The 15,027-nt window shown below is 71.1% G+C and carries 10 protein-coding genes; 2 read left to right on the plus strand and 8 right to left on the minus strand.

The annotated features are described in order from the left end of the window. Positions 1-168 precede the first annotated feature (168 nt). A complete protein-coding gene (locus ACFWV2_RS19490) occupies positions 169-705 on the minus strand; it encodes a GNAT family N-acetyltransferase (protein WP_384406231.1) in 537 nt (178 codons plus the stop codon). 108 nt (positions 706-813) lie between these two features. On the opposite strand from ACFWV2_RS19490, the gene ACFWV2_RS19495 reads away from it, so the two are divergent. After that, the gene (locus ACFWV2_RS19495) at positions 814-1,695 is read left to right on the plus strand and encodes an alpha/beta fold hydrolase (protein ID WP_384406232.1); all 882 of its coding nucleotides are present in this window, start codon (positions 814-816) and stop codon (positions 1,693-1,695) included. A gap of 108 nt (positions 1,696-1,803) precedes the next feature. On the opposite strand, the gene pruA is transcribed toward ACFWV2_RS19495, so the two are convergent. Together pruA and ACFWV2_RS19505 are read right to left on the minus strand one after the other, a co-directional pair. Then, positions 1,804-3,435, minus strand: coding sequence for an L-glutamate gamma-semialdehyde dehydrogenase (gene pruA / locus ACFWV2_RS19500; protein WP_384406233.1), 1,632 nt, complete (start codon positions 3,433-3,435; stop codon positions 1,804-1,806). A gap of 30 nt (positions 3,436-3,465) precedes the next feature. After that, complete coding sequence (locus ACFWV2_RS19505; RefSeq protein ID WP_384406234.1) at positions 3,466-4,443, minus strand: proline dehydrogenase family protein; 978 nt, start codon at positions 4,441-4,443, stop codon at positions 3,466-3,468. 184 nt (positions 4,444-4,627) lie between these two features. On the opposite strand from ACFWV2_RS19505, the gene ACFWV2_RS19510 reads away from it, so the two are divergent. Next, the gene (locus ACFWV2_RS19510; RefSeq protein ID WP_384406235.1) at positions 4,628-5,740 is read left to right on the plus strand and encodes a PucR family transcriptional regulator; all 1,113 of its coding nucleotides are present in this window, start codon (positions 4,628-4,630) and stop codon (positions 5,738-5,740) included. 233 nt (positions 5,741-5,973) lie between these two features. Here the strand turns inward: ACFWV2_RS19510 and serA are convergent, their stop codons facing one another. The 5 genes from serA to ACFWV2_RS19535 all read right to left on the minus strand — a co-directional run bounded on the left by serA (position 5,974) and on the right by ACFWV2_RS19535 (position 14,410). Further along, positions 5,974-7,563 (minus strand): phosphoglycerate dehydrogenase, encoded by a 1,590-nt coding sequence (serA, locus tag ACFWV2_RS19515; RefSeq protein ID WP_360786433.1) that lies wholly within the window; start codon positions 7,561-7,563, stop codon positions 5,974-5,976. 237 nt (positions 7,564-7,800) lie between these two features. Beyond that, positions 7,801-8,802, minus strand: a complete 1,002-nt coding sequence (gene ilvC / locus ACFWV2_RS19520; protein WP_384406236.1) for a ketol-acid reductoisomerase — start codon at positions 8,800-8,802, stop codon at positions 7,801-7,803. A 119-nt stretch (positions 8,803-8,921) separates the two neighbouring features. After that, positions 8,922-9,449, minus strand: coding sequence for an acetolactate synthase small subunit (gene ilvN / locus ACFWV2_RS19525; protein WP_024756291.1), 528 nt, complete (start codon positions 9,447-9,449; stop codon positions 8,922-8,924). A gap of 41 nt (positions 9,450-9,490) precedes the next feature. Next, complete coding sequence (locus ACFWV2_RS19530) at positions 9,491-11,341, minus strand: acetolactate synthase large subunit (RefSeq protein ID WP_384406237.1); 1,851 nt, start codon at positions 11,339-11,341, stop codon at positions 9,491-9,493. A 228-nt stretch (positions 11,342-11,569) separates the two neighbouring features. Then, positions 11,570-14,410, minus strand: a complete 2,841-nt coding sequence (locus ACFWV2_RS19535) for a putative bifunctional diguanylate cyclase/phosphodiesterase (RefSeq protein WP_384406238.1) — start codon at positions 14,408-14,410, stop codon at positions 11,570-11,572. Between the last annotated feature and the right edge of the window lie 617 nt (positions 14,411-15,027).

A 15,027-nucleotide genomic window follows, 5' to 3' on the forward strand; every position in this document is an offset into this window, starting at 1 on the left:
CAACGCTAGGACAGGCAGCCGCATCTGTCTCCACAATTACTCGGACTTCCTACTATCTGAGACGGCGGCGCCCGCCGAGACGGGACTCGGCGAGATCAAAGGGCGCGAGGCGCCGCCGCCCACGCCCTGAGGCGGAACCCGCTCATGTCCTGACGGCGCGACGGACCCTCACATCACGTCGCCGTTCCGCCAGTCGAAGACGAGGGCGGCGGCGGGGTCGGGCAGCTCCCGGCCGGCGGCCGGGCGCAGGAAGACGTACCCCTCCTCCTCCGCGAGCCGGACGATCCCCTCGGGCCCCATGGCCTCCAGGCGGCCTTCCCAGACCTGCCAGCCGCGCGCCCGGTAGAGCGCGGCCCCGTCGTCCGAGGCGCCGAGGGCCCCGAAGACGTACGCCCCGTCGATGACCCGCTCCAGCTCGGCCATGACGAGGCCGCCGAGACCCTGACGCCGGCGGTCGGCTCGGACGGCGACCCCCTCGACGTATCCGACGCGGTACGAGCGGCCGCGGTGGAGGGCGCGGCGCATCACGACGGCGCCGTGGGCGGTGATGCCCTGCTCGTCCTCGGTCCAGGCGTGGACGCCGCCGAGGGTGTGGTCCCAGTCGTCGTCGCCGAAGTCGCCGTCGAAGGCGGCGTCGAGCAGTTCGCGTACGGAGCGGAGCCGGGCGGCGCCGACGTCATGGGTGGGCGCGATCCTCACGGTCATGCGGCCACCCTTCCACACCCACCTAACCAGCGTGAGGCCGTTGACAGGTTAGGCGTCGGCTGGTTGAGTCACACCTAACCAGTGAATCGCACATGAGGGGTGAGAACGATGTCCGTGCTGCCGACCCGCCACCGCACCACCGTCGTCCGAGGGCACGAGATCGCCTACCGCGAGGCCGGCCCCGCCGACGCCCCCGTCCTCCTCCTGCTCCACGGCTTCCCCACCAGCTCGCACATGTTCCGCGACCTGATCCCGCCGCTCGCCGAGAACCACCGGCTGATCGCGCCCGACCACCTCGGCTTCGGCCGCAGTGCGGCCCCCTCGGCCACCGAGACCGACTACACCTTCGCGGAACTGGCCGCACTGACGTCCGAGTTCACCGAGACGCTGGGCCTCGACCGGTTCGCGCTCTACCTCCAGGACTACGGCTCCCCCATCGGCCTGCGCCTCGCCCTCGCCCACCCCGAGCGCATCACCGCGATCATCAGCCAGAACGGCAACGCCTACGAGGAGGGCCTCGGCGCCGAGGCCTGGGCACCGGTCCTCGCCCTGATCGGGAACCGCACCCCCGAGACCGAGGCCCCGGTCCGCGCCATCCGCTCCCTCGACGGCATCCGGTGGCAGTACGAGACGGGCGTCCCCGCCGAGTACCGCGACCTCCTCAGCCCCGACGCCTGGCACCACGACGCCACCCTGATGGCCCGCGCGGGCCAGGACGAGATCCAGCTCGGCCTGATCGCCGACTACGGCTCCAACTTCGCCCTGTACCCCGCCTTCCAGGAGTACTTCCGCACGAGCCGGGTCCCCCTGCTCGCGGTCTGGGGCGAGGGCGACGAGATCTTCGTCCCGGCCGGCGCCGAGGCCTTCCGCCGCGACCTCCCGGACGCCGAGGTCCACCTCCTCCCCACGGGCCACTTCGCCCTGGAGACCCACGCCCCGGCGATCGCGTCCCTGATCGACGACTTCCTGAGGCGCCGGGTCCGGGGATGAGAGCGGGTACATGAGCGCCGGGGGAACGGCACGGGGAAGGGGAACCGCCCCCGTCCTCGGTTGGGGGACCGAAGAGGGGGGCGGTGATCAGGGGGCACTGCGGGCGGGTCAGCCCATGTGCGGGTAGTCGTACTCGGTCGGCGGGACCAGGGTCTCCTTGATGGCGCGGGTCAGCGTCCAGCGCATCAGGTTCTGCGGGGCGCCGGCCTTGTCGTTCGTTCCCGAGGCGCGGCCGCCGCCGAAGGGCTGCTGGCCGACGACGGCGCCGGTCGACTTGTCGTTGATGTAGAAGTTGCCCGCGGCGAATCGGAGCTTCTCCATCGTGTACGCGGTCGCCGCGCGGTCGCCGGAGATGACCGCGCCGGTGAGGGCGTAGTCCGAGGCCGACTCCATCTGGGTCAGCATCTCGTCGTACCGGTCGTCCTCGTACACGTGGATCGCGAGGATCGGGCCGAAGTACTCGGTCGTGAAGACCTCGTTCTCGGGGTCGGTGCAGGCGATGACGGTCGGGCGCACGAAGTAGCCCACCGAGTCGTCGTACGTGCCGCCGGCGACGATCGTGCAGCTCGGGTCGGCCGCGGCACGGTCGATCGCCGCCTTGTTCTTGGCGAACGAACGCTCGTCGATCACGGCGCCGATGAAGTTCGACAGATCGGTGACGTCACCCATGGTGATGCCGTCGACCTCGGCCGCGAACTCCTCCTTGAAGCCGTCGTTCCAGATGGACGCCGGGATGTACGCGCGGGAGGACGCGGAGCACTTCTGGCCCTGGAACTCGAAGGAGCCACGGGTCAGCGCGGTCTTCAGGATGGCCCGGTCGGCGCTGGGGTGGGCGACGACGAAGTCCTTGCCGCCGGTCTCGCCGACGATACGCGGGTACGAGCGGTACTTCTCGATGTTGTTGCCGACCGTCTTCCACAGGTGCTGGAAGGTCTTGGTCGAGCCGGTGAAGTGGATGCCGGCCAGGTCGCGGTGGTTCAGGGCCACCTCGGAGACGGCGATGCCGTCGCCCGTGACCAGGTTGATGACGCCCTTCGGCAGGCCGGCCTCCTCCAGGAGCTCCATGAGGAGCACGGCGGAGTGGGTCTGCGTCGGGGACGGCTTCCAGACCACCACGTTGCCCATGAGGGCGGGAGCGGTGGGCAGGTTGCCGGCGATGGCCGTGAAGTTGAACGGCGTGATCGCGTAGACGAAGCCTTCGAGCGGGCGGTGGTCCAGCCGGTTCCACACGCCCGGGGAGTTCGCCGGCGGCTGCTCGGCCAGGATCTGGCGGGCGTACGCCACGTTGAAGCGCCAGAAGTCGACGAGCTCGCACGGGGTGTCGATCTCGGCCTGCTGGGCGGTCTTCGACTGGCCCAGCATGGTGGACGCGGCCAGCGTCTCGCGCCACGGGCCGGCGAGCAGCTCGGCGGCGCGCAGGATGATCGCGGCGCGGTCGTCGAAGGACATCGCGCGCCAGGCCGGGGCCGCGGCCAGGGCGGCGTCGATCGCGTCCTGGGCGTCCTGCGTGGTGGCGCCGCGGAAGGTGCCGATGACGGCCTTGTGGTTGTGCGGCTGGACGACCTTGAACTCCTCGCCGCCACCGAGGCGCTTCACACCGCCGATGGTCATCGGCAGCTCGCGCGGGTTCTCGGCCAGCTCCTTGAGCTTGGCCTCGAGACGGGCGCGCTCGGGGGAGCCGGGGGCGTAGCTGTGCACCGGCTCGTTGACCGGAGCGGGGACCTGGGTGACAGCGTCCATGAGTCTCGATACTCCTTGTGAGAGGTGGGCTCAGCCCTTGGTGAGGATGGAGCGGACGAAGAAGAGGAGGTTGGCCGGCTTCTCCGCGAGGCGGCGCATGAAGTAGCCGTACCAGTCGGTGCCGTAGGCGGTGTACACGCGCATGCGGTGTCCCTCGGCGGCGAGGCGCTGCTGCTCCTCGCCACGGATGCCGTACAGCATCTGGAACTCGTACTCGTCCAGCTTGCGCCCGGCGCGGCGGGCGAGCTCCTGGCCGATGGAGATCAGGCGCGGGTCGTGGGACCCGATCATCGGGTAGCCCTTGCCCTCCATCAGGATCTTCAGGATCCGGACGTACGCCCTGTCGATCCCGGGCTTGTCCTGGATGGCGACGGAGGCGGGCTCCTTGTAGGCGCCCTTCACGATCCGGACGCGGGAGCCGTTCTCGGCGAGGCGCCGGGCGTCGTCCTCGGTGCGGAAGAGGTACGCCTGGATGACGCAGCCCGTCTGCGGGAAGTCCTTCCGCAGCTCCTCGTGGATGGCGAACATCGAGTCGAGGGTCGTGTGGTCCTCGGCGTCCAGGGTGACGGTGGTGCCGATCTCGGCGGCGGCCGCGACGACGGGCCGGACGTTCGCGAGGGCCAGCTCGTGGCCGCCCGTGCGTCGCCCGCCCTCAGCCGAGCGCCCTTCGGGCTCGTCCCCGCCGATCTCCAGGGACTGGCCGAACATCGACAGCTTCACGGACATCTCGGCGCGCTCGCCGAGGCCCAGCTCCTTGAGGCGGCCGATGAGCTCCAGGTAGGCGTCCCGGGCGGCGTACGACTGCTCGACGGTGGTGATGTCCTCGCCGACGACGTCGAGGGTGACCTCGAGGCCGCGGGCGCTCAGTTCCTGGACGATCGGGACGACGTCGTCGACCGACTCACCGGCGATGAAGCGGGCGACGACCTGCTTGGTCCCGGGGGCGGCCGACACGAAACGGCGCATCTTGTCGCTGCGCGACGCGGCGAGGATCACGGGACCCAGCACGGGGACCTCCAGAAGGAACAGGGTGACGAAGGGTGCTCTACCCGATCATTCGTAAGAAACCGGGAACAGCACGAAGAACCACCGTGAAACCTATGGATCGCTCCGATCCTCCGCCATCTACAGCTGTCACGCATCCGTGCCCGGCGTCTCATACAGATGTCTGAGAGAGTGCGAGAATGGGGCGGTGAAGGGCGATTACCAAGAACTGGTCGACGAGATCTCCGCGCTGCTCGGCGCCCCGGCGACGCTGGAGAACCGCGATTTCGGTCTGATCGCCTTCGGCGCCCACGACAGCGACGACGACTCCGCGATGGACCCCGTCCGGACGCGGTCGATCCTGACCCGGAAGTCGACCCCCGCGGTCCGCGCCTGGTTCGAGGGCTTCGGCATCACCCGGGCGACGGGCCCGGTCCGCATCCCGGCCGCCCCGGACGCCGGGGTGTTCAGGGACCGGCTCTGCCTGCCCGTACGGCACCGGGGCATCGTCCTCGGGTACGTGTGGCTGCTCGACGCCGAGCCCGGCCCCACGCCCGCCCAGCTCACGGCCGCGATGGAGGTCGCCACCCGGATCGGCGGCCTCCTCGCCGACGAGGAGCGCGCGGACGCGGACCTCTCGCGCGAGTTCGCCGCGGTCCTGACCGCCGGACGCGGCTGGCAGAACGACATGGCCGTCGCGGCGCTCCGGGCCGCCCTCGGCCCCAGCGCCGACGGACTGCACACCGTCGTCTGCGTGACTCCCTGGCAGGGCGAGGCCCCCTCGATCCGGGCGGTTCCCGGCGCGGCGGCGGTCGCCGCCCTCCCCGAGGGCGAGTCCCTCGCCGTCCTGGTGCGGCTGCGGACAGCCGAGGACCTCTCCCCCGCCCACACGGCCGCCGACCGGCTGCGCGCCGCCGCCCCGGCCGGCATCGCGACCCCCCGCCGGGGTCTCGCGGAACTCGCGGCGGCCTGGCGCGAAGCCAACACGGCGGCCCGCGCCGCCACGGCACAGCCGACGCTCGGCCCCGTCGCGGAGTGGGCCGGGATCGGCCCGTACCGGCTGCTCGCGGCGCTCTACCACCCCGACATCGACCCCGTCGTCGCCCCCCTGCTGGCCCCCGCCCACGCGGAACTGGCCCGCACCGCCGAGGTGTTCCTCGACAACGCGGGCCAGGCGGGCCGCACGGCGGCGGCCCTGGGCATCCACCGCCAGACCCTCTACTACCGGCTGTCCCGGGTCGAACAGCTCACGGGCCTCGACCTGGACGACGGCGAGGACCGGCTGCTGCTCCACATGTCCCTGAAGTCCGCCCGGCTGTGACCCCGGGGCTCATCGGTCACCCCGGTCACCGAGGGCCCGGCAGAGCGTCCCGCCACCCGGGCCCGCTCCGGGTCCACCTCGGGGTCGGGCCCGAGGAAGGCCCCGGCCGCGCCCACGGGGCCGGCCCGGTCGACCCGCTCCTCGGTGCGCGCCGGGTCCCATGACAGCACCGTACCCGGCACCTGTACGCCCGTGTCAGACGAACGTACTGGTGCCGGGTACGGAGGCGTGCGTCAGATCAGGTTGACGGAACGGGCCGACGTGGCGCCGATCTCCTCCGCGATCTCCGCGAGCACCGGCACCGGGAGCGTGTCGTCGACGGTGAGCACGACGAGCGCCTCGCCGCCCTCCTCCGCGCGGGAGACCTGCATGCCGGCGATGTTCAGACCGGCCTCGCCGAGGATCCGGCCGACCGTGCCGACGACACCCGGACGGTCCTCGTACCGCAGCACGACCATGTGGTCGGCGAGCGCCAGGTCCACGTCGTAGTCACCGACCGCGACGATCTTCTGGAGGTGCTTCGGGCCGGCCAGCGTGCCGGAGACCGCGACCTCCTCGCCGCTGGCGAGCGTGCCGCGCACGGTGACGACGTTGCGGTGGTCGGGCGACTCGGAGCTCGTCGTCAGCCGGACCTCGACGCCGCGCTCCTGCGCGAACAGCGGGGCGTTGACGTACGACACGGTCTCGTCGACCACGTCCTCGAACACGCCCTTGAGCGCGGAGAGTTCGAGCACCTTCACATCGTGCTGGGTGATCTCGCCGTACACCTCGACGTCGAGGCGGGCCGCGACCTCGCCCGCGAGCGCGGTGAAGATCCGGCCGAGCTTCTCGGCGAGCGGCAGACCCGGCTTGACGTCCTCCGCGATGACACCGCCCTGCACGTTGACCGCGTCCGGGACGAGCTCACCGGCGAGCGCGAGACGCACCGAGCGGGCGACGGCGATGCCGGCCTTCTCCTGGGCCTCGTCCGTGGAGGCGCCGAGGTGCGGGGTGCACACGACCTGGTCGAGCTCGAACAGCGGGGAGTCCGTGCAGGGCTCCTTCGCGTACACGTCGAGTCCCGCGCCGGCGACCCGGCCCTCCTTGAGGGCGGTGTACAGCGCCGCCTCGTCGACGATCCCGCCGCGCGCGGCGTTCACGATGCGGACGGAGGGCTTGACCTTGTGCAGCGCCTCGTCACCGATGAGACCGAGGGTCTCCGGGGTCTTCGGCAGGTGGACGGTGATGAAGTCGGCGACTTCGAGCAGCTCGTCCAGGGCGAGCAGCTTCACACCCATCTGGGCGGCGCGGGCCGGCTGCACGTAGGGGTCGTACGCGACGATCTTCATGCCGAAGGCGGACATGCGCTGGGCGACCAGGACACCGATGCGGCCGAGACCGACGACGCCGAGGGTCTTCTCGCTCAGCTCGACACCCGTGTACTTGTTGCGCTTCCACTCGCCGTTCTTCAGCGCGGTGTTGGCCTGCGGGATGTTGCGCGCGGTGGCGACGAGCAGACCGCAGGCGAGTTCGGCCGCGGTCACGATGTTCGACGTCGGGGCGTTGACGACCATGACGCCGGCCTTGGTGGCGGCGGAGACGTCGACGTTGTCCAGACCGACACCGGCACGGGCGACGACCCGCAGCTTGTTCGCGGCGGCGAGGGCCTCGGCGTCGACCTTGGTCGCGGAACGGACCAGGATCGCGTCCACATCGGCGATGGCGGGGATCAGCTCGGCGCGGTCGGCGCCGTTGCAGTGCCGGATCTCGAAGTCCGGGCCCAGCGCGTCGACGGTGGCGGGCGACAGCTCTTCAGCGATGAGTACGACAGGTTTCGAGCTCACGTGAGTCCTCACAGATCCAGTGCGGACGGCCGTCCCGACGGCCGCAGGCGGTGGAGGGGGCTTGCCGCGTGAAAGCGCACGACGCTGTGGGCCTGAACGCGAATGTTGTTGAGAAGTGTAGTGGTGCAACGGCGCGGTTCATGCGCCTCGGTGGAAGGATCACCCGTCCGTGGTTGGACGGGGTGTCCAACGATGCGGGAAGGGGCCGGACACAGTGTCCGGCCCCGCCCTGAAGGCTTACGCCTTCTCGTCGTTCACCCAGCTCATGAGCTTGCGCAGCTCCTTGCCGGTGGTCTCCAGGAGGTGGTTCTCGTCCTGGGACTTGTACTCGTTGTACTTCTTCAGACCGCCGTGGTACTCGGCCATCCACTCCTTGGCGAAGGTGCCGTCCTGGATCTCCGCGAGGACCTTCTTCATCTCGGCCTTGGTGGCGTCGGTGATGATCCGCGGGCCGGTGACGTAGTCGCCCCACTCGGCGGTCTCGGAGACCGACCAGCGCATCTTCTCCAGGCCGCCCTCGTACATGAGGTCGACGATGAGCTTCAGCTCGTGCAGGCACTCGAAGTAGGCGATCTCCGGCTGGTAACCGGCCTCGGTCAGGACCTCGAAGCCCGCCTTGACCAGCGCCGCGGTGCCACCGCAGAGAACGGCCTGCTCGCCGAAGAGGTCGGTCTCGGTCTCCTCGGTGAAGGTCGTCTTGATGACGCCCGCGCGGGTGCCGCCGATGCCCTTGGCGTACGAGAGCGCCAGCGCGAAGGCGTTGCCCGTCGCGTCCTGCTCGACGGCGGCGATGCACGGAACGCCGCGGCCCTCCTCGTACTGACGGCGGACCAGGTGGCCCGGGCCCTTCGGGGCGACCAGGGCGACATCGATGCCCTCGGGCACCTTGATGAAGCCGTAGCGGACGTTGAGGCCGTGACCGAAGAAGAGCGCGTCGCCCTCCTTCAGGTTGTCCTTGATGGACTCCTCGTAGACCTGGGCCTGGATCGGGTCCGGCGTGAGGATCATGATCAGGTCGGCCTCGGCCGCGGCCTCGGCCACGGAGACGACGCGCAGACCCTGCTCCTCGGCCTTGGCCTTGGACTTCGAGCCCTCCTGCAGACCGACGCGGACGTCGACACCGGAGTCACGGAGCGACAGCGCGTGGGCGTGGCCCTGGCTGCCGTAGCCGATCACCGCGACCTTCCGGCCCTGGATGATGGACAGGTCGGCGTCGTCGTCGTAGAACAGCTCGGCCACTGGGAATCTCCTTGAGGTGCTGGTGTTGCGTCCCACCGTACGGCGGGGAGCGGGAGGAACGTTTTCGGGTCTCGTCAGTCGGACCGCCGGACGGACCGGCGGTCGACCGTCGACGACTCTCAGGCGCTGCGGTCGAGGGCCCGCAGGGACCGGTCCGTGATGGACCGGGAACCACGCCCTATGGCGATCGTGCCGGACTGGACGAGCTCCTTGACGCCGAACTGCTCCAGCATCTTGAGCATCGCGTCGAGTTTGTCACTCGAACCGGTGGCCTCGATGGTGACCGCCTCGGGCGAGACGTCCACGGTCTTGGCCCGGAACAGCTGCACGATCTCGACGATCTGGGAGCGGGTCTCGTTGTCGGCGCGGACCTTCACCAGGACGAGCTCGCGCTGGATCGCGGCGCTGGGCTCGAGTTCGACGATCTTCAGGACGTTGACCAGCTTGTTGAGCTGCTTGGTCACCTGCTCGAGGGGCAGGTCCTCGACATTGACCACGATGGTGATGCGGGAGATGTCGGGGTGCTCGGTGACGCCGACGGCGAGGGAGTCGATGTTGAAGCCGCGGCGGGAGAACAGGGCGGCGATCCGGGCGAGGATGCCGGGCGTGTTCTCGACGAGAACGGAGAGCGTGTGCTTGGTGGACATGGTCTGGGTCTCTTCCTTTTCGCTCTGCTTCGTTCCGCGCTTCAGTCGTCTTCGCCGTCGCCGAAGTCGGGGCGGACGCCCCGGGCGGCCATCACCTCGTCGTTCGAGGTGCCGGCGGCGACCATCGGCCAGACCTGCGCGTCCTCGTGGACGATGAAGTCGACGACGACGGGCCGGTCGTTGATGGCGTTCGCCTCGGCGATGACCTTGTCCAGGTCGGCCGGGTCCTCACAGCGCAGGGCGACACAGCCCATGGCCTCGGACAGCTTGACGAAGTCGGGGACGCGAGTGCCCTTGTTGGCCTGGATGTCGTCCGGTCCGGAGTGCAGGACGGTGTTGGAGTAACGCTGGTTGTAGAAGAGGGTCTGCCACTGGCGGACCATCCCGAGGGCGCCGTTGTTGATGATGGCGACCTTGATCGGGATGTTGTTCAGGGCGCAGGTGGTGAGCTCCTGATTGGTCATCTGGAAGCAGCCGTCGCCGTCGATCGCCCAGACCGGGCTGTCGGGCATGCCGGCCTTGGCGCCCATCGCGGCGGGGACCGCGTACCCCATCGTCCCGAGGCCGCCGGAGTTCAGCCAGGTGGCCGGCCGCTCGTAGTCGATGAAGTGGGCGGCCCACATCTGGTGCTGGCCGACGCCCGCGGCGAAGATCGTGCCCTCGGGGGCGAGCTGTCCGATGCGCTGGATGACCTGCTGCGGCGAGAGGCTGCCGTCCTCCGGCAGGTCGTAGCCGAGCGGGTAGGTCTCGCGCCAGCGGTTCAGATCGCTCCACCAGGCGGTGTAGTCGCCCGTGTTGCCCTCGCTGTGCTCGGCCTGGACGGCCTGGATCAGGTCGGCGATGACCTCGCGGGCGTCACCGACGATCGGGACGTCGGCGGTGCGGTTCTTGCCGATCTCGGCCGGGTCGATGTCCGCGTGGACGATCTTGGCGTACGGGGCGAAGCTGTCGAGCCGGCCCGTGACGCGGTCGTCGAAGCGGGCGCCGAGGGCGACGATCAGGTCGGCCTTCTGCAGCGCGGTGACGGCGGTGACCGCGCCGTGCATGCCGGGCATGCCCACGTGCAGCGGGTGGCTGTCGGGGAAGGCGCCGAGGGCCATCAGGGTGGTGGTGACCGGGGCGCCGGTCAGCTCGGCGAGGATCTTCAGCTCACCGGTGGCACCGGCCTTCAGGACACCGCCGCCGACGTACAGGACGGGGCGCTTGGCCGCGCTGATCAGCTTGGCGGCCTCGCGGATCTGCTTGGCGTGCGGCTTGGTCACCGGGCGGTAGCCGGGCAGGTCGGTCTGCGGCGGCCAGCTGAAGGTGGTCTTCGCCTGCAGGGCGTCCTTGGAGATGTCGACCAGGACCGGACCCGGACGGCCGGTGGAGGCGATGTGGAAGGCCTCGGCGATCGTCCGCGGGATGTCCTCGGCCTTGGTGACGAGGAAGTTGTGCTTCGTGATCGGCATCGTGATGCCGCAGATGTCCGCCTCCTGGAAGGCGTCCGTGCCGATGGCCTTCGAGGCGACCTGGCCGGTGATCGCGACGAGCGGGACGGAGTCCATGTGCGCGTCCGCGATCGGGGTGACGAGGTTGGTCGCACCGGGCCCCGAGGTGGCCATGCAGACGCCGACCTTGCCGGTCGCCTGGGCGTAGCCCGTGGCCGCGTGCCCGGCGCCCTGCTCGTGGCGGACCAGGATGTGGCGCACCCGCTGCGAGTCCATCATCGGGTCGTAGGCCGGGAGGATCGCGCCGCCGGGGATGCCGAAGACGGTGTCGGCGCCCACTTCCTCGAGAGAACGGATGAGGGACTGCGCACCCGTGACGTGCTCGACGGTGGTGGCGGGCTGCGCGCCGCTACGGGGCCGCGGCTGCGGATGGTGCCCGGTGGCCTGGTCGGTCATCAGCATCTCTTCTCGAAGCAGAGGGTTTGTGCGAGCTGTTTTGCGGGGGTTTGCAGCGACTTGGAGGCGAGCCGGTGCAACAAAAAACCCCTCGTGCCGTGAGGCAAGCGAGGGGAGCGCGTCGGGTGCGTTCTCAGCGGGGTCCGGTGGAGCCCTGCCTCAGCCGACGCGCTTTCCAAGTACGAGAATTCGGGTGCGCATGGCACTGACCCTCCCTCTCAGCCCTCACCACTGTCAAGTGGGTGGGACGGGCGTCTCAGTATGTGACCGGAACGGGGGACGGTTTCCGGCCCGGACGGGAACCGCGCCGGGCAGCCGGTACTCGTCCCGGACCAGGGCCCTGCGCAGCCGGTACTCGTCGAGCGGGCCCGAGAAGGCCATGCCCTGGGCGTGGCCGCAGCCCATCGCCCGCAGGGCGACGACCTGCTCGGGTACGTCGACGCCCTCGGCGACGGTCTGCATGCCGAGCTCACCGGCGATACGGAGCACCCCGCGGGTGATCTTGCGGAGGCGCGCCGACTCGACCACGCCCTCCACGAGGGCCCGGTCCAGCTTCAGTATGTCGACGGGAAGCCGTCGGAGCGCGTTGATCGCCACCTGTCCGCCGCCGAATCCGTCGAGCGCGATCCGCACCCCGAGGCGGCGGAGGGTGATCAGGCGCTGCTCCAGCTCGTCGAGGGAGGTCCCGGGGTCGCTGTCGCCGACCTCGATGATCAGCGAGCCGGACGGCAGACCGTGCCGGGTCAGCAGTGACTCGACCGAGCCGAGCGGAAGCGAGCGGTCCAGGAGCCGACCGGCCGAGAGCCGGATGGAGACGGGCGTGCGGTGGCCGATTCCCGCCCGCTCGGCGGCCTGTTCCACGGCCGCTTCGAGCAGCCAGCGGCCGATCTCGGCGGTGCGGTCACCGTCGTCGGTGACCCGGAGGTACTCGGCGGGGGTGAAGAGGATGCCCTGGGCGGAACGCCAGCGCGCCTGGGCGCTGACGGCGGAGATCCGGCCGGTGGAGAGGTCGACGACCGGCTGGTGGAGGAGGGCGAACTCGCCGTCGTGGAGGGCGGTGCGCAGCCGGGCGGCCAGCTCGGTCCTGCGTACGACCTCGGCCTGCATCTGGGGGGCGTAGAGCTCGACGCGGTCCTTGCCGGCCGCTTTGGCCCGGTACATGGCGAGGTCGGCGTTGCGCAGGAGGTCGCCGGCCTCCATGCCGGGCTCGGCGAAGGCGACCCCGATGGAGGCGGCGACCCGGACCTCGTTGCCGCCGTCGAGGCGGTACGGCCGGGAGAGGGTGAGCCGGAGCCGGTCGGCGATCTCCTGGACCTGGCTCCGGCGGGCCGCCTGGTCGCGGCCGCCGTCCCCGAGGATGAGCGCGGCGAACTCGTCGCCGCCGAGCCGGGCGGCCGTGTCCCCGGCCCGTACGGAGTCGTGGAGGCGGCGGGCGGCCTGGACGAGGAGGTCGTCGCCCGCCTGGTGGCCGAGGCGGTCGTTGACCCCCTTGAAGCCGTCGAGGTCGATGAAGAGCACGGCGGTGCCGGTGTCGGAGGCCCGGCGGCCGCCGAGCGCCTGCCGGACGCGCCGGGTGAACAGCGCCCGGTTGGGCAGATCGGTGAGCGGGTCGTGCTCGGCGTTGTGCTGGAGCTGGGCCTGGAGCCGGACGCGCTCGGTGACGTCCCGGCTGTTGAAGATCAGGCCGCCCTGGTGCCTGTTCACGGTCGACTCGACGTGGAGCCAGTCGCCTCGGCCCGAGCGGAAGCGGCACTCGATCCGGGTGGTGGGCTCCTCCGCGGGTGAGGTGGCCAGGAAACGCCGGACCTCGTGGACGACGGCGCCGAGGTCCTCGGGGTGGATGAGCGAGGCCAGCTCGGACCCGATCAGCTCCTCGGCGTCCCGGCCGTAGACGCCGGAGGCCGCGGGGCTGACGTAGCGGAGGATCCCGCTCGGTGCGGCGATCATGATGACGTCGCTCGAACCCTGCACGAGTGACCGGAAGTGGTTCTCCTTCTGCGCCAGTTCATGGGTGAGGGCGATGTTGTCGAGGAGCATGATGCCCTGTCGTACGACCAGGGCGAGGACCACCGTGCAGCCGGTGAGGACGACGACACGGTCGACCCTGCGGCCCTCGACGACGTTGTAGAGGATGCCGAGGGTGCAGACCGCGGCGGCGAGGTACGGGGTGAGGGCGGCGAGCGAGCCGGCGACCGGGCGGCTGTGGAGCCACGGTCCCCGCGCGGGCGTGGCGCTGTCCGGGAGGCGGCGCACCCCCCAGGGCGCGTAGGCGAGCAGCAGGGAGCCGGCGAACCAGCCGGCGTCGAGGAGCTGGCCCGAGGCGTAGTTCTCGCGGAACAGCGGCGAGGTGAACAGGGCGTCGCACAGGACGGTCAGGGCGAGGGCGGCGATGGCGGTGTTGGTCGCCGACCGGTTCGCGTGCGAGCGCCGGAAGTGCAGGACCAGGACCATGCTCACGAGGACGATGTCGAGCAGCGGGTACGCGAGCGACAGCGCCGACTGGGCGACGGACTCGTCCTGGACGTGGGCGGTCCTGGCGAGGGCGAGGCTCCAGGAGAGCGTGAGCAGGGAGCCCCCGATGAGCCAGGCGTCGAGCCCGAGGCAGACCCAGCCGGCCCGGGTGACGGGCTTCTTGGCGAGGACGAGGAGCCCCACGATGGCGGGGGGCGCGAAGAGGAGGAAGAAGAGGTCGGCGACGGAGGAGTCGGGCACCTCCGCGCGGAGTACGACCTCGTACCACCCCCACACCGCGTTGCCCGCGGCGGCCATGAGGGAGGAGAAGGCGAAGAACAGCCAGGCGGGGCGGGCGCTGCCGCGGTGGGTACGGGCATAGAGGAGGCAGGAGACGGCGGCGGTGAGGGCGGCGGCGCTGAGTCCGAAATCGCCCATGAAGAGCGCGAGTTCCGGGGAGCCCCAGCCGAGCGAGGCACCGGTCGTGTAACCCGCGCAGATCAGCCCCAGGGCGATCTGGGCGGTGACCCCTCCGACGCCGGGGCGCCCGGGGGCGGGGCGGCCGGGGTCGCCGCCCTCGTCGCTGACGGGGCGGCGCGCGAGGACCGCCCCGGGCGCGCTCACCGGGCTCCCCGGTACCGCGCCACCGCACCCGGCCGCGTCGTGCGGGCGCGCCGACGGCTCGTCGGGGCGCCCGGGGGCGTGCCCGTCACAGTCGTGCGGGCCGGCGGGGTCCCGCACACCGGCAGGCTCCGGCCCGCCCGCGGGGGCCCGCACACCAGCGGGGGTCGGCGCACCAGCGGGGGTCGGCTCCGGTACGGGGGCGCCGCAGGCGGCGTCCGGCGCGGGGGCGAGGGCAAGAGCGCGCGGCCCGGGGTCCAGCCCCGGCCCCCGCCGGGCGTCCGGGTCGGTGTCCGGTCCTGAGTCCCGCCGGGTGTCCGGCTTGGCGTCCGGTCCTGAGTTCCGCCGGGCGCTCGGCTCGGTGTCCGGTCGTGCGTCCGGACCTGAGTCCCGCCGGGTGTCCGGCGGCTCTGCGGCCGGTAGGGGATCCCGCCCTGAGTCCCCACGGGTGTCCGGCGGCCCGGTGGTGTGGGCTGCGCGGGGTGGCTCGTGCTGGTCCGGAACGGAACGCGCGAGGCCGGTGGCGAGGCGCGGAAGGCTCGCCGTCGGCGGCGTCGCCACGTCGGATCGTCGGTCCTCCGGCCGTGCTCCACCCGTCGCCCCCCTCGGAATCTGATGTC

The sequence above is a fragment of the Streptomyces sp. NPDC058671 genome, from assembly GCF_042716475.1.
In the GTDB taxonomy this organism is placed as follows: Bacteria; Actinomycetota; Actinomycetes; order Streptomycetales; family Streptomycetaceae; genus Streptomyces.

Excerpts from the sequence above, each read along its gene's own strand:
- ACFWV2_RS19495 (WP_384406232.1), top strand. The coding sequence starts at position 814 with ATGTCCGTGCTGCCGACCCGCCACCGCACCACCGTCGTCCGAGGGCAC.
- ACFWV2_RS19530 (WP_384406237.1), bottom strand. The coding sequence starts at position 11,341 with ATGCTGATGACCGACCAGGCCACCGGGCACCATCCGCAGCCGCGGCCC.
- pruA (WP_384406233.1), bottom strand. The coding sequence starts at position 3,435 with ATGGACGCTGTCACCCAGGTCCCCGCTCCGGTCAACGAGCCGGTGCAC.
- ACFWV2_RS19490 (WP_384406231.1), bottom strand. The coding sequence starts at position 705 with ATGACCGTGAGGATCGCGCCCACCCATGACGTCGGCGCCGCCCGGCTC.
- ilvN (WP_024756291.1), bottom strand. The coding sequence starts at position 9,449 with ATGTCCACCAAGCACACGCTCTCCGTTCTCGTCGAGAACACGCCCGGC.